Consider the following 26,672-nt stretch of genomic DNA (forward strand, 5'->3'; position numbering starts at 1 on the left):
AACGAAGTTCAAAGCGGAGCAGATTATCCCGAAGAGGACGCGCCACCGCTGTCAATGAGCCACTTCTCGAACTGACTGAGGCTGAACCAGCTTCAGCGAGTTAGCCTTTCGAGAAACTGCGTGCGGTGAGTCAGACCGCCACAGCTGCGTTATCGAATGGATGACATAACAGTCCCTGGGCCGCCCTCTGATTGTATCTTGGCGAACCCAGGACAGTGTGACCTGTGTCAGTTGGTGCCTACCGTAAGTGCGGTCGGGGAATCTGCCCGCCACAGTTAACGACTGGTTTATAGCCGCACGAGACGACGCCCAGCGAACGCTGATTGGGGGAGCTGAAAAAGTTTTATTTCTCGCGAGAGTGGCGGGACTTCAAGCTGGCGCTTTTGGGGTCGGTTCCCGCTCTATGTCTTGCACACGTCCTGCGATGGCGTGGACCTTTTGCACGTCCCGCTCTAACAGTCGCCAGTTTTAGGGTGAGATCTTCTCGCTAGTAGCTGCTACCGAGAGCACGCACAACAAATAGGCCACGCCCTTGAAGACCCTCTCCCGCAAGCGGGAGAGGTGAATTGAAGACTGATATTAACTTCGCTCGGAGTGACCGAGGTCTTTCTCGGGGGCAACCTGGTCGCGCACTCGTTGCTTGAGTTCTTTGATGTCGGGGAAGCGGCCTTCGTCGGCACGCGACCAGATAAGGGTACTGTTGACTCGCACCTCGAAGATGCCGCCGGTGCCCGGCTTGAGGGTGAGGGTGGTGATTTCTTCGTCGAAGGTTGTCAGTAGTTCCTGTGCCATCCAGGCTGCCCTTAGCAGCCAGCGGCATTGTTTGCAGTAGTGGATTTCGATTTGGTGGGTGGGCATAGGGGACGTATTCTGGGCTTTTCGGTGTGAAGGGAACTGATTGCTGCAGCGACCAGTCCGGGGCTTATTCGTAGGTGCAGAGGTAGGCGGTTTGTTCGGCGACTTTTAGCTGAAACTTTTCGTTGGCGGCAACGACGAATGTCTGGCCGGGGGAGAAGTCCTTCCAGGTAGATTCTCCGGGGAGTTTTACGGTCAATGTGCCGCTCACTACGGTGACGGTTTCTTTTTGGGACGTGCCGAATTCGTATTCACCGACCGCCATGACGCCAACGGTGGCGGGGAGGGTCTTGGTTTGAAAGGCGATGGACTTTACTTTGCCGTCGAAGTATTCGTTTACTTTTAGCATGAGGGGGGACCTCCAGTTCTTTGGGTTCGTGATTAGAGCTAAAGTCTAGCTGAAAGGGAATGGGTGGGACAACTGAGCGCTGGGGTTACTGGTCGCTGAAGCGACCAGTCCGGGGTACATTGGTGAGGGACCCTGGTACTATCGGAAAACTACTATGCAAAGCATTTCTTACGCTCGCTTGGCCCTTTCTTTTTTTCCTGTGTTTGTCGTGCTGGGCATCATGGCCTACTGGGCAATTCCTGCGGGGAGGACCATGGTAGCCGTCCTGCGGATGTTGGTGCAACTCCTGCTAGTTGGCTACGTGCTCGCCTACATATTCGAGACAGAACACGCAACCATCGTGATGGTCACCTTGGCGCTAATGATTTCTGCTGCAAGTTGGATTGCACTCGGGCCTGTGGAACAAGACCGTGGACGACTATTCGGCAAAGCATTTGCGGCGATTGTTCTGGGGAGTGTCGCGACGCTCGCTTTGATTACCCAAGGAGTGCTCGACAGTGATCCCTGGTTCGAGCCACGCCAATTGATTCCACTCGGAGGAATGATCTTCGCCAACTCGATGAATACAGTCAGCATTGCCGCCGAGCGGTTTTTGGCCGAGTGTAAGCTGGAAATCGATTACGAGACTGCCCGACACCGAGCGATGAAGGCAGCTCTGATTCCCTTGACCAATTCGCTCTTGGCGGTCGGCATTGTCTCGTTTCCGGGCATGATGACAGGGCAGATCCTCGCCGGGGAATCGCCGCTGATTGCCGCCCGTTATCAGATCATGGTGATGTGCATGGTGTTCGGGGCAGGGGGGATTTCCGCGGCTTGTTTCTTGGCGATGCTTCGTGGAGGAAATGAGCGGAATGAAGGGATTTAAGGAATGGGGGAAACGCATGAATCCAAGTTTTCCTCAGATTCCCTCGTTCCTCCCGTTCCTAAAATCTTATTTCGGTTTGTGCATGACCCAGCGGATGAGCATTCCGTTTCCGTCGTTGAAGTAGCGATAGGACGAGGGAAAGAATGTCACGTAGCGATTGTACGTTTGCACATCGACCAACTGCAGTGCCCGTTCGCGGTTTGCCACGAGATTGTCGAACCATGCCCGCAGGGTAGGGCGGTAGTCGTGAATCGAGCGGTGCGAAATGCGGAAGCCGGCACCCTCAAAGGCATGGAGCCATTCGTTGTAGGTGCTGCCGATTGAACCGGGAAAATAAATCTGGGAGCAAATTGCAGTCGCGAAGAGATTTGGTGGTACGCGACAGAAAAAATGGTGGACTGCTCGACCACCCGGTTTAAGTGCGTCGTAGATTTTTTTGCTGAGGGGAGCGATCTCCTTGGGCCGTACATGTTCAAAGGATCCTATGGAATAGATCACGTCGAATTCATTGGGCTGGTAGTCGCGGGTAATGAAATTGTCGAACGATACATTAAACCCATTATGCTGTTGGTTGTAGACGACCTGTTCTTGCGAGAGGGTAAGCCCGTAGAGATTTTCTTTCTCCCCTGTGTGCTCGTACAGTCGCTTGAGCATGGCTCCCCAGCCACAGCCGAGTTCCAGGATTTTCTCTCCGGGCTGCGGGTCGATCAGGCGCAAGATATAATCGGCTTTGTTTTGCTGAGCGTCTTCAATGGTTTCGCCTTCTCGATTGAAATCGGCACATGTGTAGAACATGTACTTTTTGTCGAGGAATAATTCGTAGAATTCGTTCGATACGTCATAGTGTTCAGAGATTCCGAGAAGATGGTCCTGCTTCATTTTGGTGGCGAGAAGTGCCCAACGCAGCGGCCGCAGGGGCCAATGATCGCGGACGAATTGCACCGCCGGCGGGAGAGGGCCAGTGATTTCCTGCCAAATAGCTTCCTCGTTGAGCGGCTCAGGAGAGCGAATCTTGTCATTCAGCCAGGCATAGGAGACTCCATAAGGAATTGCTTCGAAGACATTCAGAAACTTGCGTGCCAAAAAATTCACAATGCGGGTCCTTTTTGAGACTCGATGGTAGCCAATTAGGCCCTCATCATAGTCAGTTTGTCTTGAAATGAAATCGCCCCTGAATGGAATAAACACTGGCTTTGGCTGCTCTGGGTGAGTAAATTAGCAGGATCGCCAACTTTGTATTCACAATTCTTCCGACTTACCAGGAAATCAACCATGTCTCAGCCCAAAAATGTTCTCGGCACCGAATTGCAACCCTGTTCGCTTGATCCGCTCACCGGTTTCTATCGCGATGGCTGCTGCCGTACCGGACGGGACGACATGGGGCTCCACACAGTTTGTGTACAAGTCACGGAAGAATTCCTCGAATTCTCGAAGGCAGTGGGCAACGATCTCAGTACGCCCAATCCGTTTTATGATTTTGCTGGTCTCTCACCAGGCGATCGCTGGTGCCTCTGTGCTCTGCGGTGGAAAGAAGCCTTGGATGCTGGGATGGCTCCGCAGGTGGTGCTTGAGTCGACGCACATATCGACGCTTGAATTTGCCGATCTTGAGGACCTTCAAGAACACTCAGTTGAAGCTCCCGCACAAGGCGAGTGAGTTATTGGAACTTTCATGACCATACACCAAGCCGCAAAGTGTTTTTTCCTCTCCAGTTGTTGCTGCTGGGCGTTTGCCCTCTTCACCGATCTATCATTCGGAGTTCAGCATGCTGAACAGGAAAATGTCCAGCGTACGACCATTGGCCACTCCGTATTGGGTAAACCGATTTCTTGTGAGGTATACGGAGAAGGCTCGGACGTCTTGATGGTGATTGCCACGATCCACGGCAACGAGGCTGCTGGTACTCCTCTGTTGGCTGCGTTTGCCGATTGGCTAAAGTCTCACGAGGCAGAACTTGAGGGACACACGGTGGTGCTCATCCCCGTGGCAAATCCAGATGGCATGACGGCCAAAGAGCGATTCAACTCTCGAGGAGTGGATCTTAATCGCAACTTTCCTGCCGGCAACTGGGACGAAGCTAAAGTGAAGCTCCACGGCCAGGCGCCGCTATCCGAGCCAGAGTCCCGCGCTTTGTTGCAGGCAATTGCTCATTACTTCCCAGACAGGATAGTTAGCATTCACCAGCCTCTGGCATGTGTCGACTACGATGGACCGGCTCACGAATTGGCCGTCGCGATGGCAGGCGATGGCCCATTACCGGTAAAGAAGCTGGGAGGACTTCCCGGTTCACTTGGCTCCTTTATTGGTGAATCGATGAAAAAGCCGATTATCACTTGGGAATTGCCCAGAGATGCCAGCAATGATCCTCAAGAGTTGTGGAACGTCTATGGCAAATCTCTCATTGCTGCTTTGCAGTTTCAGAGCTCTGAGGAAGCCGAATGACTTCTTCGGTTAATTTCTTTCACCATAAGCGACTTCCGCTTTACGTGATACTCAGTTGCCTATCGGTCTTAGCCTCCACTTCTGGAAAGGAATCAATCATGCAATCGCCAATTGCACAGCGTCTGCAAGAACTGGCAGGCAGTGTCCCAGGGAAAATTGGATATCAGATCGCCCGAGTGGACGGAGAGGTGCTTTATTCGCAGTTGAGTGATGAAGTGTTCCCTCAAGCCAGTGCGATCAAGGTCCCTTTGTTGATGGAAGTGCTAGCCCAACGCGAGGAAGCTAAGATCGATTGGAATGCAGCCCATCCAATTTTGAAGAAGCATCAGGCGGGAGGGAGTGGCGTTCTCTTCGAATTCTCTGATGGCTGCTCTCAAATCTGTACACAAGATCTTTGTACTTTAATGATCGTGTTGAGCGACAACACGGCCACTAACATGCTGATTGAACTGGTAGGAATGGCGAGTGTGAATCAACGGATGGAGTCGCTGGGGTTAACGCAAACTCGATTGCAGCGGGTCATGATGGATATGGATGCCAGAGCGCGAGGCGAAGAGAATGTTTCTACTCCCCGAGAGGCTTGTCAAATCATGTGTTTGCTTGCCCAAGGGAAGTTTATCAATCAAGAGATTAGCGATGAGCTTCTTGGGATTCTCCGCAAACCCAAATCTACAGCTATCCGCAATGGCATTCCTGCCGAGATAGCAGTGGCTACCAAACCGGGTGCCATTCCTGGGGTCGCCACCGAATGGGCGCTGATCGAGTACCCAAAGCAGCCCTATGTCGCGGTATTCATGGGCAAGGAAGGCTCTGAGAAAGAGTTCAATGAAGTGTTTACAGAGATGACCCGGTGCATTCACGAAAGTATCGACAAGAAAGAATGAAGTTCCCTCGCTTGCTAAATCTGTCGTGTCTTATTTTTGCCTTATTACCAGAAATGCAATCCATTGGAGCAGAGCCACGATCGCTCATAGATGGATGTACCTTGGAACTTGTCGCTTCTGAGCCTGCATTAGTCACACCAATTGGAATTGCCTTCGACAACCAAGGCCGATTGCTAATCGTCGAATCGCACACGCACCAGAGAAGTGAAGATTATGAAGGCCCTGCGACTGATCGGTTGCGGATGCTGAGTGATTCGGACGGCGATGGCCACCTGGATCAATGGCAAACCTTTGCAGACGGATTTCGCCATGCGATGAACGTGGCAGCGAGGGCAGACAATGCGGTCTACCTCGTCACTCGCAGTGATGTGCATCTACTGAGGGATACTGACGGGGACGGAATCGCCGATGTGAATGATCGGATCGTCAAGCTCGAAACCGATATCGATTATCCGCACAATGCACTCAGCGGCATCTACATCGCAGGAGATTCGCTTTATCTCGGGGTTGGTGAAAACTTTGGCGGTGACTATGAACTTGTCGGCAGCGATGGTCGGCGCATCAAGAACACGGGTGGCGTTGGGACCATCTACAAATGCAAACTAGATGGTTCAAGGTTAACACGGTGGGCCGAGGGATTTTGGAATCCTTTTTCATTGTGCGTGGCAGATGGCGATCTCTTTTGCGTTGATAACGATCCTGATGCCAGCCCACCATGTCGATTGATTAATGTGCTGCCAACGGGCGATTATGGATTTCGCTTTGAGTACGGAAGGGCAGGGGTGCATCCTTTGCAAGCCTGGAACGGCGAACTTCCCGGCACGCTGCCGATGGTTTGTGGTACCGGGGAAGCGCCGACTGCGATCCTTTTTCACCGAGGATACCTTTGGGTCACCAGTTGGGGAGATCATCGAATTGAACGGTACGAACTCAAGCCTGAGAAGGATGGCGGTTATGCCGTTGAGCAAAAAATTGTCGTGCAAGGGGACGCGGATTTCCGGCCCACGGGTATGGCCATCTCGCCAGATGGTTCGCTTTACTTTGCAGATTGGGTTGACCGCAGTTATCCGGTGCATGGAAAGGGGCGACTTTGGAGACTGGAACTCCCTCCGGAGATGCAAACAGAATTCAAGTCGCTGGAGAATCCGCGGGGAGCCGTTGCACCCAATCTTTCAAGTCTGCACTCCAAGCGGTGGAACCGGTCAGTTCCTAAAGATGCGCTGCCTCGGTTTCTCCTCGATGCCCTGGCGACCGGCGATCCGCAGCAACGATTATTTGCAGTTCGGTGGATAGCTGAAGAACATCTTACGGAGTTGCTGCCCGAACTGGAAAGGCTCCAGAACGAAACGCCTCCCAGCCAGAGATATTATCTCGCTTTGCTGGCCGCGATCGACTGGCTCAATCGAGAGCCAAAACAAAGAGGGCGGGATATTGCCGATGAGTTATTATTTCAGGAAGTGGCAAATCCCAGTAGGAGTGCTGAGAGTCGTGCGTTGGCTCTGAGCCTTCTATCTCCTGACGATCAGAAACTTACTCTGAAAGAACTGCGAGAATTCCTTGGTTCAGATTCAGTGCCCTTGAGACTGGCAGCGATTCGCTCACTTGCCGATCGCTCGAATTCCGATAGGTTTCCCGTCTTGGAGGAAGTCGTACGCGACTCAAGTCAGCCAGTGGTAATACGCGCAGAGGCCTTGGTCGGATTGGCAGCGAACTTTGATAAATACCATAATCTTTTTGAGACCTTTACCGACGGTGAGGAACCTCTTCTCCAAGGTGAAGCTAAGCGAATCTTGAGACTCAATGGACTAGGCCCATTACACTCAGAGGAAAAACCGGCGGCTGGAGACTTGCAAGCCTGGTCGGATTTGCTGGCAGAGCCGGGGAATGCTGAATCCGGGCGGCGACTGTTTCATAGTCCCGTCGGCCCGCAGTGTAGCGCGTGCCATCGACACAGTGGACGGGGTGGAAACGTCGGCCCCGATCTTTCACAGATCGGCAGTCAAATCTCACGCGAGCGAGTGATCACGTCCATCCTCGATCCGAGCCGTGAAATAGCTCCCCACTTTCTGCCGTGGATCCTCGTCACTGATGATGGGCAAACCTTCGTCGGACTGCGGCTTCCTAAGGGAGGGGACGACGGGCTTGAACCGTACGCCGATACTGCTGGCAAGACCTTTGTGCTGCCCAGCGAATCAATCGCTCACCGAGAGCCGGCAACTTCGTCCATTATGCCAGCTGGACTAGATAAGAATTTATCGATTCAGGATCTGCGAGATTTGGTTACTTTCTTGATGGAGGATAAGAAAGGAAATTGATTCCGATCAAGCAAACCATACTGGCATAGTGATAGTTGCAAGGAGATTCGCCAATGTTTTGAGGCATGGTGAACATCTCTGAGTAAAAGTGCGCCGCTTTTTTTCGGCTTAATCCTCTTTCTTTGCTGTTGAATAAGTTTTCTCTGCAGTTGAGGCCCGGCCCAGTATGGCATAGAATTCCTGATTGCCAGCGGTTGCACCCCTTCACCCATTTCTCTCAGACCCATCCTCCATGAGCGAATTATTTCACGAGTGTGGCGTCGCGGCCATCTACCACTTGCCCGGCCAGCCAGCGAGCCCTCTTTGTACTTCGCAAGGTCCTGAGGAAGTATCGCGGCTCATGCCGCGGATGCTGCTTGATATCCAGAATCGAGGACAACTCTCCGCGGGTTTCACGACATACAACCCGCATCGCAACCAGCTCATCGACACCTACCGCAAATTGGGACCAGTTACTCAAGTGTTTCGGCTCAATCATCGCGGCAAAGCAGAAAGCCTCATGCGCGAGTACGTCGGTCGGGCTGCGATCGGCCATGTCCGCTATGCCACTTGTGGAGGAGACGATTGCAGCTTTGCACAACCCTTCGAACGGCATCACTTGCAGAAACTCAAGTGGTTTAGCTTTGCCTTCAATGGGCAGCTCGCCAATTATGCCCAGTTGCGTGATAAGTTGCTGGCCGAGGATGATCATCACTTGGCCCGTGCAACCGATACTGAGATCCTCATGCACGAAATCAGCCGAGAGCTCTCGGGCGACCGCAATCTTCCGTTGATTGATTTGATGCGGAATCTGTCCACGAGACTCGACGGCGCTTACAGCCTGGCCATGCTTAATGCACAAGGTGATATGCTGGTGGCACGCGATCCATTGGGCATCAAGCCGATGTGTTATGCAATCGAGGGCCCCCTTTTTGCGGCGGCCAGTGAAAGTGTCGCGCTTGTGAACTTAGGTTTTAAGGCTGATTCAATTCGTCCACTAGAGGCGGGACAGGCCATTTCCATTACCGATGCCGGCATCCAGATCGAGCGATTCAGCGACATTCCTGAAAGGGCCCATTGTTTCTTCGAGTGGATATATTTTTCAAATGTCGCCAGTACGCTCGATGATCGAAGCGTCTATCTTGCCCGCAAGGCACTCGGCGAGGAGCTGGCCCGTATGGAAGACTTGCCTTTGGATGAAGACACCATCGTTGTGCCAGTTCCCGATACCAGCAAGGCTGCGGCCGACTCGATGGCCTTTCAATTGGGGATTCCCAGCATCGAGGGTCTCATCCGCAATCGCTATTCAGGTCGCACATTCATCGAAGGGGGGAGCGACCGGGTCGCCAAAGCTGCGATTAAGTACACGCCCCTTCCCGAGGTACTTGCCGACAAGAAGGTCATCCTGGTTGAGGACTCCATCGTGCGTTCTACCACCATGCGAGTACTCATCTCCAAGATCAGGGAAGTGGGGCACGCTCGTGAGATCCATGTGCGCGTGGCGTGCCCACCCATTATTGCTCCCTGCTTCTATGGCATAGACATGTCGACGATCAGCGAGTTATTCGCCCCGCCGTTTCAAAAACCGGGGCAAAGCTCGGTCGAGATGTTCTCGGCGATGGCTGCTGAGATTGGCGCGGATTCGCTTCGCTACTTGCCCGTCGAATCCATAGCTCGTGCAGTCGCTAAGCCTGCCGATCACTTATGTCGGGCCTGTATAACGGGTGAATATCCGACCCCGTGCGGTCAGCAACTCTACGGAATCGCTCTGGAGAACAGTCGAGGCGATAGCGACGATTCAATCCGCACCTATGAAACGGCCAGTTCTCACTGATCACGCGACATTCCACTATTTTTTGATAAATTCAGCGCGGTAAACAGGTTGTTCGTTGAGTCGCGTTCGACGTTCAAAGTGGGTGCGGAAGTCGAGGTCGTGCTCCGGAGGTTTTTCCTCCACGTCGAGAGGCCCAACGAATCTGGTATGTGCGGCAATCAGTTGCAACGTCGCTTCGAAATAGTCCTGAACGTCGGTCCAAAAATGGAACCGTCCTTGAGTCCTAAGCGTCCGGTAGACATCGACTAGAAAGGGCTCGTTAAGTACTCGGCGCTTGTGGTGCCGCTTCTTCCACCACGGATCGGGGAAGTAAACATGCACTGCCGTGAGTGTGTTGTCGGGAATCATTTCCCGCATGAGCCGCAAACCGTCTCCTTGAACGGCCAAGGCATTTCGAAGTCCTCGCTTGGCCAGTCGAGCCGCGGTAAAGCGGGCATACTTATGGGCCATTTCGATGCCCAAAAAATTGTGTTGAGGACAACTCGAGGCAGCGTTCTGGAGGAACAGACCCTTGCCGCTGCCAATTTCAACCTCAAGAGGAGCGTCCTTGGTGAACAATGCGTTCGGATTCCAAGGCTGGGGCAATTCTTCCAGCGTGCGAAAATGCGCCGACAGGTCAAGTTGCGGTTCAATTTTGGGAAGAGCACGTCGGCCCATAACTGCAAAGTAGCCTGCTTAGTTGCTGCGAGTCGCCAGCTTGCGGAGTTCGTCGGTCGGCAGGGGGATCCCACTAATCTCGCCATCACAAACCAGATTCGCACCGACAATCGCCTGGAAACGGCTGACCACGATCCGGCCCCGACGCATCTTGGTTAGTTTACAAACTACCGTGAGTCGGTCTCCTGGAATTACCGCACCGCGAAACCTGACATTATTAAGCGCTCCGAAACCCATTATCTCACAACCCAGCAGATTGTGCTTAAGGGCATGGTAGGAACACATCTGCGCAGCGGCCTCGCAGATAATCACTCCAGGCATGAGAGGTAGGCCAGGCATATGGCCAGGGACCCAAAACTCCGTGTCGGCCACATCAAGGTAGCCAGCGCAGATATTGATGTTGGCATCGTCGAAGATGATCGCGGTAAGATGCTCCATCGCACCACGTTGGGAATTCACCTTACGAATTTCTTCAACATCCGCCACGATATTGGAATAATCGAGCGATTCGGGATCGAGTATCCAATCTTTGCCTGCCACGACGCAAATTCCTTAGCCGAATTATCTCCCGGGCACCACTCTGCAGCAGCTGAAACGCCGCGGAATGATGAAACAGAGCTAGATTACGTACGGACCTTTTGACGACGGCTCTTACGGGGGCGGCTGCAAGCGGGGCGCTTGCCGTGATTAGCTTTCTTAACTTTGCGACCAGGCTTGGCCATAGGAGGTCCCTTTCAAACTAGCGAAATAATTAGGTAGGCTAGGATTCTAACATGCAGAAGCCCTGTCGGGAAGTGCGGAGAGCCCCCGTTCAGCACTCCCAGTTACGGTTTCTCACGCAGATTCCACGCCTCGAGCCATACGATTCCCACGGGTTCGTAGCCAAAATCCTTCACAAGTCGCTCGTGCATGTCTGTCAGATGCCCGGCGCCGTAAAAGATGCCAATCTTCTGCTTACCAGATCGAAGCTGTTTTCTTAGCACTTCGAGAGCCCGTTTATTGCGCTCCGTGATGAGCGTCGATCCCTCAGGGCCCGACATACCTGTCAGAACAGACTCCATCGATTGGAACTGTTTGGCGATGGCGGTCTTCAACATGCGGGGACGGTCTTCGGAGAACATGGCCGTAAAAAGCTCGAAATCGGTCGATTCGCCCTGAGCCGCCTGCTCTGTTTGCAGTGCGATTGCCTGCCCCATCATGCGGGTGTACATCTGCATGAAGCTCTCGTTGCGGTTAGACATGGACGAGGCGAACTCCTCAGGAGACATATCAGCATGGACGAAGTTGGGACGTGTGTAATCGACCTGTTCCAACTGGTGCTCGACTTCCAGGAGTGACTTCATGCTGTTTTGCAGTGCACCCACAGGATGGAGGTTCGACGTGCCACGGCCCCGTTCAACCCGTGTTCCGGGGGGAGCCACTAACTCATAGAGTAAAGCCTGATATTGTCGAAAGCGGCGATTCAATTGGGTGTAGTAGCTGGAATCGCCGACATGGACAGCTCCGATCAAATCCACGTACTGACGTGCCGGGGGCAAGTCCGCGGTCGGCTTCGCCTGCCGATATTGCTTGGCAAGCTTTGCTGGCAGATAGCGCACGATTGCCACCTCTAGAGCTGTCGGATCGCCGTTCTCATCCTTGCTAACTCGCACCCACTCTTCGCCCAAGGCTGGCTCGGCTTCAACCACGGCTGGTTTAGCCTGCACGGAGCCCGGGACGGTCAGCCATGCCACCCATGCTGCCGGGAGGCAAACCAGCAGGGCTGTTGCCAGACGAAGGGGGAAGCGGAGCGAAATATTCAATGGATTTCTCCTTGGTCAGGTTAGATGCATTTACGGGCAGGCAGCTCTCAGGATCATAGTCGCCTTTCGCTCCGCGGAAGAAACGCAACTTTCGCGGAGCGAATGGCGACTATGTCGGCTACAGCTAGCGACTAGCAAGAAGTATATCCCCGGCGGTCACGGGGAACAAACCCGCCAGATCACGGCATTGGGCTCCAGAATCGGGCTCTTTCCTTGGAATCACGCTAGCAATGCATGGCCGGAGAATCGCTATTTTCGTCAGAGTTTACCGAACTTACTCAACCCGTGCGACCATCCTTTCCGATACTACCAGCACAGATCGTCCGATTTTAGTGCCCTCGTGGGGGCTGGACCAACGAAACTGCACCTCTCCTTGAGGTGCCTGCGACAGGGATAGTGGGAAGCTATGACCGCTCCAAAAATCATAAATTGGGTTGCCGCCAGTCTGCTTATTACGATGAGTACCGCCGTAAGTCAGGCGCAAATTCACCACGAGCTACCGCTCGAAGGCCCTAACCCGACACCGCTCTTGTTGGACAACCCCAATCACGACCTGCAGTTTTTTGCACCGGTTGATTTCGACTTTGAGTGTCGGCCGATTCGGCAACAATGCGGCTATTTCTTTGGCTACGAAAAGGTCTTTTGGGCCGTGACCGGACAGAGGATTACCGTCGGTGATCCAAACCTATTTGTTGAATCAGAACTGATCTACGGTGATAGTCCCTTCTCATTTGGCGAAGTCCCTCAACAGTATCAGATCAACAATAGCATTCAGGATGCTCCGCCCAGCGCTAAGTTCGGGTCAGGCACTCGCTATGAGTTCGGCTACTACCAAGGACAGAATGGCTGGTCAATCGGTATCCTCGATGGTCCGGAAATCAATCATTACGAGCGCTACGGTTTTCAAGAACTCGACATACCCAACACGCTCCCGATTATTCCTCAGGTGGGCAATAATCTCACTGACATCTTTGATCCCAACTTCCTCAACTATGGATTCGACTTTGTTAACTTTGCTCCTTATTTTTTGGGGGTACCTGGAACGGGTTCAAATGACTTTGCAACTTCACGTTATGGCTGGGGTTCCGTTCATGTTAACTTTCGTACTCCCCAAGACTTCCTCAAAGGATTTGTTGACTACAATGTGAATATTCCCAATGACCAACCTGGCTCGAGCCAATCTGAAAATCGATTCGGCCCAGGACGTAATGTAGTCGTAGCCAATATCGTCATCTCTGCAGACGGAACTCCTAGTATAGATCTCGTCGTTGTTGACAGCGGTGGTGATGGTCAGGCGGACGACCTGAATGGGAACAATGTCACTTTCTTCGTCGTGTCTGTCCTCGATGAAGATGGCGAGGAGATTATAATTGGCAATGGTATCGACTACGACGATTTGCATACGTTCAATGTATCTTTCGAGCGGTTTGAAGTACGCAATTTTACGGAGTCAGATGGCATCGAACTTATGAAGACTGTTCAGCTTGACAATCGTCATCTGCCGGTCAGCCGCCAGGGTGAATTTGTCGAACTCAGTTGCGGTCTCCGTTACTTTCGATTGAATGACGAATTCACCTTTGATGGTGACGGGGGCATCCTCGGTCGCACCTATGCCACGACTGGTGCAGAGAATCAAATCGTAGGACCACAAGTCCGTGGTAGATGGTCAAAGCAACGAGGTCGCTGGAACCTGGGACTCGATGGTCGGTTTATGTTTGGTTACAACATCCAAGACCAAACCCAAAACGGTGCAATAGGCGAGGACTTACAACCTGGGGCAGTTAATTCGCCGATCTTCGCTCAACCCCACGCTGTGAACTATGGAAGGCAGCAACAGAACTTCTCGCCGATGGCAGAGATTCGTGTCGATGGTAGTTATCAAATCACCAAATCGATAGCTGCCAAACTCGGCTACACAGGAATGTTCATAGACAACATTACTCGTGCCTCTGAAACAGTGAACTGGTTCATTCCCGACCTTGGCATCTTGCGGGGCGGTGAGCAAGATGTCCTCATCAACGGTGTGGACTTCGGTTTTGAAGCGGTCTTTTAGACGAGCCTGAATCACTAAAGAAACATTTAACGCCCCGGGATTGCAATCCCGGGGCGTTTTTCTTTAGGCCTTCACTTGATTTGAAAGCATCTTGCGCAATTCTCCGAGTTCCAACTCCAATCGATGTCGCAGCGGACTCTCAGGACGCAATTCCGTCAACAAGTTGTCGGCATTATCAAAAGCCTCTTCGGAGAGGCCATCTTTGAATAAACGACTCCAGGTACGTGAAACTTCGTTCTCGGTAAGCAACTTGATGTTCCTTATGGGTACGAAAAACTTTGCTTGGTGATCTCTATTTGACTTTTCTTATTATCGCTGCAAATAGAATTTGCAGCAAGTGGATGGGGCCAGTTTGCTGTCATTTTGGATAGTTAGATGAACTCTCGAAGCTTAAGGCGCTCAATTGCTGGAGAATCATGCAGCGTGGTAAGACGTAATGGCGCTGTCGAACACCACGATAGGGATGACTTTTCTGCTTAGCCATTTACGAGGCATTGTCCGTAACCTAGCGGACGGCCTTGATTTACGTTCGAATTATTCCGTGGGGATAGATTCTTAGCGATTTATCCTCTGGTCACGAATGCCATCATGTCGATTGAGGAGAGGTTCTGACCTGATTACCTAGTGAAATCCGCTGAAATTGATCGGGTTTTCGATTTTCCTCCCGTAGGGGGTGCATACTGTATGACTGGCATTTACAATACATGGCGAGTTTTCGTTGGTCTCAGCCGCCTCTCACAGCAGGGGGTGTCTCGCATCGTTGGACCGATGACGTGGCGCTGGCAGTTAAGCTTTGTTCCCGCTTGTGCGACCGTTCGCAGATAGATTCTTGCCGTGACGAGGATTGTCGAGACCGGCGCCTTCCAGTCCCAGTGAATAATTGATGCTGCGGTTCGAAGCCAAACTAAGTTGTTATATCCCGTCCTGCTGCTCGCCATACGTGCGACGCGCCGGTAACCCGTTACCTCGCGCCTTATGGCTCGCATTGATGTGTTTATGAGTATCGATATTCCTGTTTGAGAATTGGTATTAGTCGTGCATCTGGATCATTTGCCTGGTTCGTTCTTTGGTCCTTCCAATCTCGTAGAGTTGTTGCAGCATCGCGCTCTGCACCAAGGAGACGATGTTGGCTTTCGGTATATCGTCGATGGTGAGCACGAAACCATCGAATGGACCTATGCCGATCTCGATCGCAAAGCACGCTCAATCGCCGTGTCGCTCCAATCCCTTGATCTGGAAGGGGAGCGGGCATTGCTTCTGTACCCTTCTGGACTGGATTTTGTTGCAGCGTTTTTTGGTTGCTTGTATGCCGGTGTGACCGCTGTGCCGGCATATCCGCCGCGCCGCAATCGCAACATGGCTCGCATCGATGCGATTGCAAACGATGCCGAAGCCAAAGTCGCCCTCACGACCGTCGACGTGCTGGAGCGAGTGCAGACAATGATCGGCGATACGCCGTCGTTGCAGCGAATTCGTTGGCGCGCCACTGATCAGTGGGACGACGAATGGGCCAACAGTTGGCAGCGTCCCGATGTCCATGGCGATACGCTTGCATTCTTGCAGTACACTTCGGGTTCGACTGGATCGCCGAAAGGGGTGATGCTCTCCCACGCGAATCTAATGCATAACTCGGCGATGATCGCCTACGCATTTGAACACACCCGCTCTGGTAGCGGTGTCTTCTGGCTGCCCTTGTATCATGACATGGGACTCATCGGCGGGATCCTGCAGCCGCTACACATGGGGCGTTCGAACACACTGCTCTCGCCTACCCACTTCTTACAGAAACCAGTTCGCTGGCTCCAGGTCGTTTCGCAAACGCGCGCTACGATCTCTGGCGGGCCAAATTTTGCTTACGATCTCTGCACTCAAAAAGTCACAAGCGAACAGAAAGCGACCCTCGATCTAAGCAATTGGGCCTTGGCCTTCAACGGTGCCGAGCCAGTTAGAGCTGAAACAATCAAGCGATTTTCCGAGGCATTTGCAGAGTGCGGTTTCCGTCAGGAAGCATTCTACCCCTGCTATGGCCTGGCTGAAGCTACCCTGATCGTGACGGGGGGATTCAAGCAATCTCCCCCCGATATCCGAGCTTTTGATATCGCCGGTCTGGAGCAGAACAACGTTATCGAAACGACACCTGGAGCGGAGGGCTCTCGCCTGCTCGTCGGGAGTGGAGGCAATTTGCTCGATCAGCAAATCGTCATTACCGACCCGGAGACGTTTGCCAATTTGGGCGATAGCAAGGTCGGTGAGATTTGGGTCACGGGTCCCAGTGTGGCAGGTGGCTATTGGAAGCGAGACGACCTCTCTCGCGATTTTTTTCAGGCCCGCCTGCAAGATGGACGCGGTCCCTTCCTGCGAACTGGGGATTTGGGTTTTCTCCTCGAAGGCGAATTGTTCGTCACGGGGCGACTAAAAGATTTGATCATCATCCGTGGGGTTAATCACTATCCTCAGGACATTGAGCAAACTGTCCAAGCAGCCCACCCCGATGTCGTATCAGGAGCCGGTGCGGCCGTCGTGGTCGGGGAAGACGGGTCGGAGCAGTTGGTCATAGTACAAGAAGTAGTTCGCCGACGGGATCTTAACTTCTCCGAAATTACGGAAGCAATTCGAAAACGGGTTGCCCTTGTACACGACTTGTCCGTTGCAGCAGTGGTATTGATCAAGGCAAGCAGCATTCCTAAGACCTCCAGTGGCAAGATTCAACGGCATGCATGCCGAGACGGATACCTGGCAGGCACTTTGGCGGCAGTAGCCACTTGGTCGCACGAAGCAGGTGATGAAGTGGTTGCTCCTTCGTTGCGCCGCCGCGAACGTTTGGACGAAGCAACCTGGGTTGAAGAAGGGGATACTTCGGACACGATCTCAGAATCACCCTCGATTGCTGAGGGAACGGTCGATGCGAACGGTGTTGTCGTTCGGCCTAGTCCTCTTACTCCCGGGAAACTTCCCACCAAAGTCCCCGTCGGGCAAACGGCCGAGATTGCCGACGTGGTCTATGCCAAGGTTCGAGAGATTGGCCGCGAACGCGTGGGAGAACTCAATTGGGACACCAGCATTTTGGAACTGGGTCTCGATTCTCTTGAGCGGATGGAGATTGTCGCTTCGCTAGAAGAAGCCTTTGGAGGGCGATTTCCAGAACAAGTCTTGCCCAGCATGGAAACTTGCGGCGAGGTGGTTGAGGCCATTCAGCGTTACATGGGTGGAGCGGCGAAGCGACGCTCGGCTCGGCCAGACCACTACGAAGTACATCCAGAAGATTTCGATTTTGCCCAAAGTGCCGATTACCTCCGCTTGCGACAGAACCTGAAAATCGCGCAACGGTCGGGACTGCCGATTCCCTTTTTCAATGTCCATCAAGGTATTACTAACGATCGGGCTTTGATTGGTGGGAAAGAATACATCAACTTCAGTAGCTACAACTATCTCGGCATGTCTGGCGACCCGGCTGTAATCCATGCTGTACAAGATGCTGTAGCTAAATTCGGCACTAGCGTTTCGGCTAGTCGAGTGGTATCGGGCCAAAAAACAATCCACGTTGAACTCGAACGAGCAATCGCCGATTTTATAGGGACCGAAGATTCAATCGTATTCGTGGGGGGGCACTCGACCAATGAAACGACGATCGGTCACCTGTTCGGTTCAGGCGACATGATCCTGCACGATTCGCTGTCTCATAACAGTATCTTGCAAGGAGCCATGCTATCTGGAGCTCGGCGTCGCCCGTTCCCCCATAATGACTGGAAGGCATGTGACGAGATTCTCACGGAACTACGCCACGAATACCACAAGGTGTTGATTGTGGTCGAAGGTGTCTACAGTATGGACGGTGACTATCCCGACCTGCCCAAATTTGTCGATGTCAAGAAACGCCACAAGGCTTACTTGATGGTCGACGAGGCTCACTCGATGGGAACCATGGGGCTGCATGGTCGTGGGATGTCGGAACACTTTCAGATCGAGCCACGTGACGTTGATCTATGGATGGGAACCCTCAGCAAGTCCTTCGGCAGTTGCGGAGGTTACATTGCTGGAAGCAAAGAACTCGTAGAGTACCTCAAGTATACGGCTCCAGGGTTTGTGTATAGCGTCGGCCTGAGCCCACCCAATGCCGCTGCGGCGTTGGCTTCCCTGCGTCTCTTGCAAGAAGAACCAGAGCGTGTTGCCCAACTTGCGAGGAATTCTCGGCTCTTTTTGCAACTCGCGCAGGAAGCAAAATTGAACACGGGCACGAGCAATAACACGCCCGTTGTACCGGTCATCACCGGGAATTCGGAGAATGCTTTGCGGCTTGCCTACGTCTTATTCGAGCAGGGAATCAATGTGCAGCCCATTCTTTACCCGGCTGTGGAAGAGAGTGCCGCACGATTACGTTTCTTTATCACAAGCACGCATACTGAAGCGCAGATTCGGCAGACCGTAGCAGCCGTAGCCGAAGCTCTTGCCGAGATCGATCCAGAGTATGGCCGTTCGCTTCGGGCGGCTCCTACGGCAGCTGGCGATTCCGTAGTGTTTCGGTAAATAGACTGGAACGCTCCAAGGCCACCGGTACATTTATACTTGAGCATCACTGCGTCTGATTGTTCCGATTAGTTTGAGTATACTGGCCGATTGTCTTGTGGTAACTCTGCTTTGGGCGTTTGCTTTACTGGCCTACGGTACCTGAGTACACTAAAAGTGGGGAGATTACTTTTTTTCCGTGCTCTGCGGGGCTACTTCGCATAAGAATTTATTCGCGTTCGGTTGAGGTTCGATTGAACGAATTATTGCATCATCCGCTATGGATGCTGCGCATTCAAATCCTCTAGTCTGCGAGACTCCTCATGTCGCAAGCAATTGTCGATCCTGCTGAATTACGCCGGTTTGCTCATCAACTCAATCAATTCAATGTTGAACTTGAAGACCGCCTCAATACACTCGCCAGTCAACTGCATACTCTCAACAGTAGTTGGCGAGATCAAGAACATCGAAAATTTGCCGAGGAGTTTGAACATCATCTCAAACTTATCGCCCGTTCGATCGAAGCGTCTCGCGAATACGCCCCCTTCTTGATGAGAAAGGCCGAGCGGATCGAAGAGTATTTGCAGCAGAAATAGAGGGAAGGGGAAGGTGGTAAGTCGTTAGTCGTTAGTAGGCCATTACACTCTACTATGACTACCAACTTTCCACCAAATACCAACGACTTACGACTTACGACTAACAACAATCATGTCCGAATCAGCGAATGTGCATTCTGTGGAAGCTATTGAACGTTTCCGAGCTGCGTTAGCTCAATTTGAGAAACGTATGCAAGGAGCGCTCGATACTTTGACGGCGGAACTGCAGCGGGCAAATAACTGGCTGGAACAAGATTGTCCTCATTTTTGGAAGGAACAAGAGAAGTTAGCCGCCGATGCAGTTCATCAGGCCAAGCTCGATGTCGAACGATGCTTAATTCTTGCGGTCACTGACGAGCGACCCGCGTGCCGTGAGGAGCGTGCCGCACTCGCTGTGGCCAAGAATCGACTCACTTACTGCCATGACAAGAAGGGCTTGGTGAAGCATTGGCGCGGTGTCATGAACCATGAAATGTTTGAATACAGTGGCCGCATCGGACATTTGCAGAGAATTCTGGAGACCGAACTACCGGCAGCCAGAGCCAAACTACAACTTATCGTAAGACGTGTCGAAGGATATCAGATTGAGCGCCCCCCCGATTATCAAGAAGCAGTTCCAGGTGCAACACGAATAGCCAGAGACAGCGAATCGAGCGGAGCCGCACCCTCTCCAGAAAGTTGACCATGAGACCTTGGGACCTCGATACGAGTTCGGCACAGATGCGGCATGCGATGGAAGACTTGCAGCGTGCCTGGCAAGAAGTTAGCGAGTCGTGGCAGGATCAGGTAAGTCAGCAATTCAGCCAGCAATACCTGGAACCACTCATACCTGTTACCAAAAGAACGTTGGATGCAATATCGCGAATGCAGGATCTGACGAAGAAGATGCAACGCGATTGCGAAAGTTAACGGGACGCTCACGCGTCAGACATGTGGCCAAAGTGCAGCTTTCAACTCGACGCCAATTGGAACTGATGCAAAAGTTGCAGCAGTTGGCCGACACGCGCGCCGCGGACGAAGCCTACATTTCCAAGACATTGGCCGACAAGCTCGCCGCAGCCGAAAAGGAGCGTGAACTTACCTTAAATCGGCTCACCAAGCAGTTCACACAACAGCGCCGTGATTTGGAAAACGAGTTTTCCCAGGCGAAACTTTCTGCCGGGCAGCAGCATCGAGAAGCCAAGGCAGCGATTTCAACTAAGTCGGAGGCGGAGCAAAACCGGATTGAGGTCGACTATAAGCAGTTGCTCCTTGGAATCGAACGCACTCATAAGGAAAAGCAATGGGAAGCAATGGCCGTGTTCGATGCCTCAAAGGACACTCCCCAACTATTGCTCGACCAGGCAGGCAAGCGCATCAACACGCGTAAGTCCCAAGTTGATGCTCTACTACGGGATGCCAACACGCTACTTCAAATGCGGAGGCTGGCGAAGAACATTCCTGAAGAGGAAGTGCATTCTCCACCTCAGTCTCCGGAAGCGACCGCGGAGGGGACCGGCGAAGATCAGCAGCAAGCAGCACTTACCGAATTGCATCAGGCAGTCCTCGCGCTCCAAGCACAGAAGCTTCCATCGCTCTTGTTCGAAGATCACCGCATTGTTATTTGGTTTATCCTTGCGACCATTATCCTGCTAATTCCCGCGTTGATTGTCTCTAGTTTTCTCTCGAGTTCACTATGGATCGGCGCTCTCTTGGCTCCTGTGATAGGGGGCCTCGTCACGGGAGCGAGTTACCTCATCTTAGGGCCCCGGGCCAAGCGGGCTACGCTCGATGCGTACAATAAAATCGTTTTGTTGGTGAAGGATTCCCGAAGATGCGAATTGCAGGCACGACAAGAGGCTCAGGCTCGGAGCCGTCAGGAAGCCGATGCGATTCTTGAGAGAAAACAGGAAGGATTGAACGCTGCCCAGGAGGCCCGCCAGCAGGCACTCGAAGTAGCTGAAGCAAAGAAACAAGAATTACTTGCGGAATCTCGAGGCAAGCTCGAAGAGCAGTTGGTGAAATTGGAATCCCAACTACAGGACGCACTGGATACATCTGCCGAGCAATATCCTCCACTCTTGGACCAGCTGGCAATTGATCGGCAGGCTTCCTGCCAAGAAAATGAAGACCTGTATGAGTCTTGCACCACGTCGGCCCAATCAGAACATGACACTGCGTGGAATGCCATGGCCGAGAACTGGCTGACTGGCTTTCGGAAAATCTCCGATGAACTTGGTCAAATGCAGGCGCAATGCGCTCAGTTTTTCCCCGATTGGTCAAAGACAGCTTGGGAGGATTGGCAACGGTTAGACGTTTTGCCGCCAGTTATTTCCTTTGGCAAGTGCGCACTCCCGCTGCAAGCTGTCAAAAACGGACTTTCGACAGATCCGCGACTCGTTCCAGAGCAAACGGAACTCATGCTCCCGGCGTGGATGTCTCTCACGGAAAGTCCTCGCTTGATGATAACAGCCGACGGGGCAGGGCGACGCGTCGCGGTCGAATTGCTGCAACTCATCATGCTCCGGTTCCTGACGGCTGCTCCTGCTGGGAAACTGCGATTCTCGATCATCGATCCTGCAGCCCTCGGGGAAAATTTTGCCACCTTTATGCATTTGGCCGACTACGACGAACAACTCGTCGGCAAACGAATCTGGACTGACTCTCGCCAAATCGATGAGCGGCTTTCGCTTCTGTCGGATCACATGGAAAAGGTATTGCAGAAATACTTGCGGAACGAATTTGCTTCTATACACGAATACAACGCCCATGCAGGCGAAGTCGCCGAGCCTTTTCATGTGTTGGTCGTGGCCAACTTCCCCTCAGGATTAAGTGACGCGTCGATACGTAAGATAAAGACGATCGCCGCGACTGGCCCTCGCTGCGGTGTTTATACTGTGCTGAGTGTCGACAGTTCTGTCAAACTTCCAGCGGAATTCTCTCTAGATGACATGCTCAACGGCGCGGTACACCTCGATTGGGCCAATGACCGTCTGAGGTGGCGATATCCACTATTTGAAAAACTTACTCTTAAGTTGGACCAACTTCCCCCCAAAAACAAACTCAACGAAATTCTAAGATACGCAGGCGAGGAATCACGGGCTGCCAGTCGGGTAGAGGTCCCGTTCGAGGTGGTCGCACCCGGCCCAGAACAGATTTGGACGGGCAGTGCTGCGGAGGAATTGGTGGTGCCCATTGGTCGAGCAGGTGCCAACGAATTGCAATCGTTACGACTTGGCAAGGGAACGGCTCAACATGCCCTGATTTCTGGTAAGACCGGCTCCGGCAAGAGTACCTTGCTGCATGCCTTGGTTACCAATCTGGCGTTGTACTACAGTCCGAAGGAAGTCGAGTTCTACCTGGTCGACTTCAAGAAAGGCGTGGAATTCAAGACTTACGCCACTCACAAATTACCCCATGCGCGGGTCATCGCCATCGAGAGCGAGAGAGAATTTGGGGTGAGCGTATTGGAACGACTGGATGACGAACTCAAAAGCCGAGGAGAACGATTCCGCAGTCTTGGCGTACAGGACCTGGCTGGCTACCGGCGTGAATCGGGAGAGCACTTGCCCCGCCAGCTGCTAGTTATCGACGAATTCCAGGAACTATTTGTCTCCGACGACAAGCTCGCTCAAGACGCCGCTTTGCTATTAGACCGCTTGGTGCGTCAAGGACGTGCCTTTGGGATTCACGTGCTACTGGGATCGCAAACCCTGGCCGGGGCCTACTCGTTGGCCCGCAGCACAATCGGCCAGATGGCGGTCCGCATTGCCTTGGAATGCAGTGAGGCAGATGCCCATCTGATACTTAGCGATGACAATTCGGCAGCCAGACTTCTCAATCGACCTGGCGAGGCAATCTACAACGACCAAAACGGCATGGTCGAAGGAAATCATCTTTTCCAGGTAGTGTGGCTTGCTGACCGACAGCGGCAGCAGTATCTGACAGAAATCAGAGAACGTCAACTTGCCGAAGAAATCACGTCTGAACCAGCAATTGTGTTCGAGGGGAATCTCCCTGCCAACCCACTGCAGAACGAGGCTCTCGTCGAGCTGATCGCTTGTGGATCCGACTTGCCGATCGTCGAACCCACGACTTGGCTAGGTTCAGCCGTGCGAATCGAGCCACCGACACAGATGACTTTTCGCCGCCAGGGAGGGAATCACTTGCTGATCGTTGGACAAGATGAGCCCTTGGCACTCGGCATTCTTTCCACGGCCGTCGCGACCTTGGCTTCTCAATTTATTAAAGGCAATCCACATATCACAATTCTGAACGGCATGCGAAGTGAATCACCTGATCAAGGTGCCTGGCAAAAGGTGGCCGACGCAATACCTGGACGAGTGAGCGTCTGCTCTCTCCGCGAGACTCCGCAAGTGATCTCACGATTGGCTGACGAGCTATCCCGACGCAATGCAGATCTCGATCAGGAATACCAACCTCAGTTTGTAGTCATTTACGATCTGGCCCAATTCCGAGACCTGCGTGTGACCGAAAAAGAATTCAGCTTCTCCGTCGGCTCAACGAATGATGACAAGCCGCGGGCGACTGACGATCAGTTTCGTGAAATTCTGCGAGAGGGACCAGCAGTAGGCATTCACTTTCTTGTCTGGTGCGATTCACAAAACAGCTTGACCCGTGCTCTGGATCGCATTGCCATGCGGGAGGTGGACTATCGTGTCGCCTTGCAGATGAGCCCTGTCGATTCTACGAGCCTGATCGATTCCCCAGCCGCGGGGCGACTGGGTGAGCATCGGGCCATTTTCTATCGCGACGACTTGGGCACGAGCACCAAATTCCGTCCCTACGGCAGACCGAGTGCTGAGTGGCTTGCCTGGCTTGCAGAGCAAAATGCTGTACGCAAAGTCGGCAGAGCTTAAGCGAAGCCCTCTCGAGGTGCATGGACCTTAGGACCTGGTCCTCTATAATGTGATCTCCTACGAATGCGTTAAGATCGCATCACTTTGTCCTTCTCCAAGGAATCTTGTCATGAATAGCTCCAAGCAGTCCGAGTCCTCTCGTCGCCGTTTTCTGCAAACGAGCCTCGTTGGTGCCGCAGCAACTTTTGCCACACCTGCCATCGTCACCGCGCGGAAAACCAATTCCAATCCGATTGTCGGGAGCGGTGAGTATCAATATGAAGTGCAGCATTCTTTTCCTCAGCTACCCGATAAGTACCATTGGCAAACGACCCACAACGTCGCGTTCGATAGCGAGGGAAACTTGTATGTGATTCACGAAGGTAAGTTTGAGAATCCCGAACATCCTACAATTTTTGTGTTTGACGAGACCGGAAAATTCATGCGCGCTTTCGGCGAGCAATTCGTTGGTGGAGGGCATGGCCTTGAGATCCGCAACGAAGACGGTGAAGATTTCTTGTATGTCTGTGCCTACCAACAGCAGCGATCGTTCGCCAAGCTCACCACCGCAGGTGAGCAGGTCTGGCGCAAAGGGGCACCAATGAAAAGTGGTGTTTATGCCAAAGGGGAAGACTCTTTCCCCAGAAAGCGGGACGACAACCCTTGGGGCCGTGATCGCTTTATTCCGACTAACATCGCGTTTCTTTCGGAGGGTGGATTTCTGCTGATCGATGGCTATGGCGCCTATCGAATCCATCGCTACGACCGAGACGCTAATTGGGTGAGTTCGTTTGGTGAGCCTGGTGATCCAACCAACAAAAAGGATGGCACCTTCAAATTGCCGCATGGTATCTGGATCGACAATCGAGGTGGCGAGCCGTTGGTTGTGGTGGCCGACCGCGAATTTGACCGTCTTCAATGGTTCACTTTGGGGGGTGAGCATCAGCAAACTCTAGATGGCTTTTTATGGCCGGCGAATGTCGATACATACGGCGATGTCATGTTAGTGTCAGAATTGGTGGCCCGTGTTACTCTGTTGGATAAGAACAACGAGGTAATTGCTCATTTGGGAACCGATACCAAACGGATTCAGCAAGACCAGCGGGACACCGGCGGATTCAGTATTCGAACCGATGAATCCAAGTGGCTTTCCGGAAAATTTATCCATCCTCACGATGCTTGTTTCGACAAAGACGGGAATATTTTTGTCGCTGAATGGGTAGCCACCGGTCGAGTGAGTAAGTTGCGGCGTCTCGGGTAGACCCTTTCTCCACCGCCACGCCGGAGATTTGCAATCCCCCGGCTGTTTAGTTGCGCCTCGACAGCCGGTACTCTCGCTATAAAATGGGGATTCTAATAGACATACAACTCAAATACCCATATTCAGGAGAGATCCCGTATGAGCACTATCGTCGATATCCATGGCCGGCAGATTCTAGACAGCCGCGGCAATCCTACCGTTGAGGTGGACGTTACCCTCGTTGATGGCACCGTTGGCACGGCAGCCGTGCCTAGCGGCGCGAGTACCGGGGCCCACGAAGCATGGGAACTCCGTGATGGTGATAAGAGCGTCTATCTCGGCAAGGGCGTTTCCAAGGCCATAGAGAACATCAACACGAAGATAGCTGACGAACTGATCGGGATGGATGCTCTCGATCAGATGGCGATTGACGGAATGATGCTTGAACTAGATGGAACGCCAAACAAAAAGAACCTCGGTGCGAATGCAATTCTTGGTGTCTCTCTGGCGACAGCACATGCAGGCGCCAGTTATTGCGAAATGCCGCTCTACCGGTATCTCGGCGGTTCGAACGCACGTCTCTTGCCCGCACCGATGATGAACATACTCAATGGAGGAGAGCACGCCGACAACTCGGTCGACATCCAAGAATTCATGGTCATGCCTCTGGGCTTTGAAACGTTCAGCGAATCGCTGCGCTGCGGCTGCGAGATCTTCCATAATCTTAAAAAAGTACTTCAGGACAAGAAACTCAATACGGCCGTGGGGGACGAGGGTGGCTTTGCCCCCGACCTTGGTGCTAACGCGGAGGCATTCGACGTAATACTCACTGCCATTGAGAAGGCAGGGTATAAACCGGGTGAGCAAGTTTGGTTTGCCATGGACTGCGCGGCAACCGAATTTTACGACAGCGACAAGAAGGTCTATACCATCGACGGCAAGCAAATTGATTCCGGTGGCATGGTTGACTTGTTGGCAAGTTGGTTGGACAAGTATCCCATTTGCTCGATTGAAGACGGTTGCAGCGAAGACGATTGGGAAGGCTGGAAATTGCTCACCGACCGCATCGGTGACAAGTGTCAGCTCGTCGGCGACGACCTGTTTGTGACCAACGTCGAACGGCTTCAACGCGGCATCGACGAGGGGATCGGCAACAGCATCCTCATCAAGGTGAACCAGATAGGAACGCTCACCGAGACAATAGACGCAATTACCTTGGCCCATCGCAATGGCTTCACTAGCATCGCCAGCCACCGAAGCGGTGAGACCGAAGACGCCACCATTGCTGATCTGGCCGTGGCTCTGGCTACCGGTCAAATTAAAACTGGCTCCGCCTCTCGCAGTGACCGCTTGGCCAAGTACAACCAGCTCCTGAGAATCGAGGAGCAACTAGGCGACGCGGCTCAATACGGCGGACCACTATTTCCCCGGCGGTAGTCAGGCACATTTAAAACCGACGC

The 26,672-nt window shown here is 52.8% G+C and carries 22 protein-coding genes; 14 read left to right on the top strand and 8 right to left on the bottom strand.

What is annotated here, in order from left to right; translation table 11 throughout:
* Positions 1-579 precede the first annotated feature (579 nt).
* Together Pla144_RS18525 and ppnP are read right to left on the bottom strand one after the other, a co-directional pair.
* Complete coding sequence (locus Pla144_RS18525) at positions 580-858, bottom strand: SelT/SelW/SelH family protein (RefSeq protein ID WP_146452197.1); 279 nt, start codon at positions 856-858, stop codon at positions 580-582.
* Positions 859-922: 64 nt separating this feature from the next.
* Positions 923-1,204: a pyrimidine/purine nucleoside phosphorylase gene (gene ppnP / locus Pla144_RS18530; protein ID WP_146452198.1), complete on the bottom strand. Its 282-nt coding sequence runs from the start codon at positions 1,202-1,204 to the stop codon at positions 923-925.
* A 154-nt stretch (positions 1,205-1,358) separates the two neighbouring features.
* Here ppnP and Pla144_RS18535 point away from each other — a divergent pair, with 154 nt between their 5' ends.
* The gene (locus tag Pla144_RS18535) at positions 1,359-2,069 is read left to right on the top strand and encodes an ABC transporter permease (RefSeq protein WP_146452199.1); all 711 of its coding nucleotides are present in this window, start codon (positions 1,359-1,361) and stop codon (positions 2,067-2,069) included.
* A 66-nt stretch (positions 2,070-2,135) separates the two neighbouring features.
* Here the strand turns inward: Pla144_RS18535 and Pla144_RS18540 are convergent, their stop codons facing one another.
* Positions 2,136-3,161, bottom strand: coding sequence for an SAM-dependent methyltransferase (locus tag Pla144_RS18540; RefSeq protein ID WP_146452200.1), 1,026 nt, complete (start codon positions 3,159-3,161; stop codon positions 2,136-2,138).
* A gap of 180 nt (positions 3,162-3,341) precedes the next feature.
* Between Pla144_RS18540 and Pla144_RS18545 the strand changes: the two genes are divergently transcribed.
* From Pla144_RS18545 to Pla144_RS18565, 5 genes are all read left to right on the top strand, one after another.
* Positions 3,342-3,725, top strand: coding sequence for a DUF2237 family protein (locus Pla144_RS18545; RefSeq protein WP_146452201.1), 384 nt, complete (start codon positions 3,342-3,344; stop codon positions 3,723-3,725).
* 15 nt (positions 3,726-3,740) lie between these two features.
* Complete coding sequence (locus tag Pla144_RS18550) at positions 3,741-4,511, top strand: DUF2817 domain-containing protein (protein ID WP_146452202.1); 771 nt, start codon at positions 3,741-3,743, stop codon at positions 4,509-4,511.
* 98 nt (positions 4,512-4,609) lie between these two features.
* Positions 4,610-5,395 carry a serine hydrolase gene (locus tag Pla144_RS18555; RefSeq protein ID WP_197530814.1) on the top strand — a complete coding sequence of 262 codons (786 nt, stop codon included), beginning with the start codon at positions 4,610-4,612 and terminating at the stop codon, positions 5,393-5,395.
* Positions 5,392-7,710 (top strand): PVC-type heme-binding CxxCH protein, encoded by a 2,319-nt coding sequence (locus tag Pla144_RS18560; RefSeq protein ID WP_146452204.1) that lies wholly within the window; start codon positions 5,392-5,394, stop codon positions 7,708-7,710. The genes Pla144_RS18555 and Pla144_RS18560 overlap by 4 nt, the downstream gene beginning before the upstream one ends.
* 232 nt (positions 7,711-7,942) lie before the next feature.
* A complete protein-coding gene (locus Pla144_RS18565) occupies positions 7,943-9,523 on the top strand; it encodes an amidophosphoribosyltransferase (protein ID WP_146452205.1) in 1,581 nt (526 codons plus the stop codon).
* 15 nt (positions 9,524-9,538) lie between these two features.
* On the opposite strand, the gene trmB is transcribed toward Pla144_RS18565, so the two are convergent.
* The 4 genes from trmB to Pla144_RS18580 form a co-directional block, all read right to left on the bottom strand.
* A complete protein-coding gene (gene trmB / locus Pla144_RS18570) occupies positions 9,539-10,180 on the bottom strand; it encodes a tRNA (guanosine(46)-N7)-methyltransferase TrmB (protein WP_146452206.1) in 642 nt (213 codons plus the stop codon).
* An 18-nt stretch (positions 10,181-10,198) separates the two neighbouring features.
* Complete coding sequence (locus tag Pla144_RS18575) at positions 10,199-10,720, bottom strand: 3-hydroxyacyl-ACP dehydratase FabZ family protein (RefSeq protein WP_146452207.1); 522 nt, start codon at positions 10,718-10,720, stop codon at positions 10,199-10,201.
* A gap of 83 nt (positions 10,721-10,803) precedes the next feature.
* Entirely contained in the window at positions 10,804-10,902 is a 99-nt protein-coding gene (locus Pla144_RS25605) for a 50S ribosomal protein bL37 (protein WP_390622054.1), read from the bottom strand.
* 102 nt (positions 10,903-11,004) lie between these two features.
* Positions 11,005-11,982, bottom strand: a complete 978-nt coding sequence (locus tag Pla144_RS18580) for a hypothetical protein (RefSeq protein ID WP_146452208.1) — start codon at positions 11,980-11,982, stop codon at positions 11,005-11,007.
* 406 nt (positions 11,983-12,388) lie between these two features.
* On the opposite strand from Pla144_RS18580, the gene Pla144_RS18585 reads away from it, so the two are divergent.
* Positions 12,389-14,035, top strand: coding sequence for a BBP7 family outer membrane beta-barrel protein (locus Pla144_RS18585; protein WP_146452209.1), 1,647 nt, complete (start codon positions 12,389-12,391; stop codon positions 14,033-14,035).
* A 63-nt stretch (positions 14,036-14,098) separates the two neighbouring features.
* Here the strand turns inward: Pla144_RS18585 and Pla144_RS18590 are convergent, their stop codons facing one another.
* Entirely contained in the window at positions 14,099-14,284 is a 186-nt protein-coding gene (locus Pla144_RS18590; RefSeq protein ID WP_146452210.1) for a hypothetical protein, read from the bottom strand.
* Positions 14,285-15,070: 786 nt separating this feature from the next.
* Here Pla144_RS18590 and Pla144_RS24735 point away from each other — a divergent pair.
* From Pla144_RS24735 to eno, 7 genes are all read left to right on the top strand, one after another.
* Positions 15,071-18,559, top strand: coding sequence for an aminotransferase class I/II-fold pyridoxal phosphate-dependent enzyme (locus Pla144_RS24735; RefSeq protein ID WP_197530815.1), 3,489 nt, complete (start codon positions 15,071-15,073; stop codon positions 18,557-18,559).
* A 302-nt stretch (positions 18,560-18,861) separates the two neighbouring features.
* Entirely contained in the window at positions 18,862-19,134 is a 273-nt protein-coding gene (locus tag Pla144_RS18605) for a WXG100 family type VII secretion target (RefSeq protein ID WP_146452211.1), read from the top strand.
* Positions 19,135-19,246: 112 nt separating this feature from the next.
* On the top strand, positions 19,247-19,816 hold the full coding sequence (locus tag Pla144_RS18610; protein ID WP_146452212.1) for a hypothetical protein: 570 nt from the start codon (positions 19,247-19,249) through the stop codon (positions 19,814-19,816).
* Between the two features lie 2 nt (positions 19,817-19,818).
* Positions 19,819-20,043, top strand: coding sequence for a hypothetical protein (locus Pla144_RS18615; RefSeq protein WP_146452213.1), 225 nt, complete (start codon positions 19,819-19,821; stop codon positions 20,041-20,043).
* Positions 20,031-23,993, top strand: a complete 3,963-nt coding sequence (locus Pla144_RS18620; protein ID WP_146452214.1) for an FtsK/SpoIIIE domain-containing protein — start codon at positions 20,031-20,033, stop codon at positions 23,991-23,993. Before Pla144_RS18615 ends, Pla144_RS18620 begins: the two co-directional genes overlap by 13 nt.
* 109 nt (positions 23,994-24,102) lie before the next feature.
* Positions 24,103-25,233, top strand: a complete 1,131-nt coding sequence (locus Pla144_RS18625) for a hypothetical protein (RefSeq protein WP_146452215.1) — start codon at positions 24,103-24,105, stop codon at positions 25,231-25,233.
* Between the two features lie 138 nt (positions 25,234-25,371).
* Positions 25,372-26,649: a phosphopyruvate hydratase gene (gene eno / locus Pla144_RS18630; RefSeq protein WP_146452216.1), complete on the top strand. Its 1,278-nt coding sequence runs from the start codon at positions 25,372-25,374 to the stop codon at positions 26,647-26,649.
* Positions 26,650-26,672 lie beyond the last annotated feature (23 nt).

Source organism: Bythopirellula polymerisocia (assembly GCF_007860015.1).
Lineage (GTDB): Bacteria > Planctomycetota > Planctomycetia > Pirellulales > Lacipirellulaceae > Bythopirellula > Bythopirellula polymerisocia.

What these genes read in the sequence shown, in the direction of transcription:
- Pla144_RS18560 (WP_146452204.1), top strand. Translation starts at nt 5,392, where the DNA reads ATGAAGTTCCCTCGCTTGCTAAATCTGTCGTGTCTTATTTTTGCCTTA.
- Pla144_RS18605 (WP_146452211.1), top strand. Translation starts at nt 18,862, where the DNA reads ATGTCGCAAGCAATTGTCGATCCTGCTGAATTACGCCGGTTTGCTCAT.
- Pla144_RS18545 (WP_146452201.1), top strand. Translation starts at nt 3,342, where the DNA reads ATGTCTCAGCCCAAAAATGTTCTCGGCACCGAATTGCAACCCTGTTCG.
- Pla144_RS18615 (WP_146452213.1), top strand. Translation starts at nt 19,819, where the DNA reads ATGAGACCTTGGGACCTCGATACGAGTTCGGCACAGATGCGGCATGCG.
- ppnP (WP_146452198.1), bottom strand. Translation starts at nt 1,204, where the DNA reads ATGCTAAAAGTAAACGAATACTTCGACGGCAAAGTAAAGTCCATCGCC.
- Pla144_RS18525 (WP_146452197.1), bottom strand. Translation starts at nt 858, where the DNA reads ATGCCCACCCACCAAATCGAAATCCACTACTGCAAACAATGCCGCTGG.
- Pla144_RS18555 (WP_197530814.1), top strand. Translation starts at nt 4,610, where the DNA reads ATGCAATCGCCAATTGCACAGCGTCTGCAAGAACTGGCAGGCAGTGTC.
- Pla144_RS18625 (WP_146452215.1), top strand. Translation starts at nt 24,103, where the DNA reads ATGAATAGCTCCAAGCAGTCCGAGTCCTCTCGTCGCCGTTTTCTGCAA.
- Pla144_RS18565 (WP_146452205.1), top strand. Translation starts at nt 7,943, where the DNA reads ATGAGCGAATTATTTCACGAGTGTGGCGTCGCGGCCATCTACCACTTG.
- Pla144_RS18550 (WP_146452202.1), top strand. Translation starts at nt 3,741, where the DNA reads ATGACCATACACCAAGCCGCAAAGTGTTTTTTCCTCTCCAGTTGTTGC.
- Pla144_RS18585 (WP_146452209.1), top strand. Translation starts at nt 12,389, where the DNA reads ATGACCGCTCCAAAAATCATAAATTGGGTTGCCGCCAGTCTGCTTATT.
- Pla144_RS25605 (WP_390622054.1), bottom strand. Translation starts at nt 10,902, where the DNA reads ATGGCCAAGCCTGGTCGCAAAGTTAAGAAAGCTAATCACGGCAAGCGC.
- trmB (WP_146452206.1), bottom strand. Translation starts at nt 10,180, where the DNA reads ATGGGCCGACGTGCTCTTCCCAAAATTGAACCGCAACTTGACCTGTCG.
- eno (WP_146452216.1), top strand. Translation starts at nt 25,372, where the DNA reads ATGAGCACTATCGTCGATATCCATGGCCGGCAGATTCTAGACAGCCGC.
- Pla144_RS18535 (WP_146452199.1), top strand. Translation starts at nt 1,359, where the DNA reads ATGCAAAGCATTTCTTACGCTCGCTTGGCCCTTTCTTTTTTTCCTGTG.
- Pla144_RS18610 (WP_146452212.1), top strand. Translation starts at nt 19,247, where the DNA reads ATGTCCGAATCAGCGAATGTGCATTCTGTGGAAGCTATTGAACGTTTC.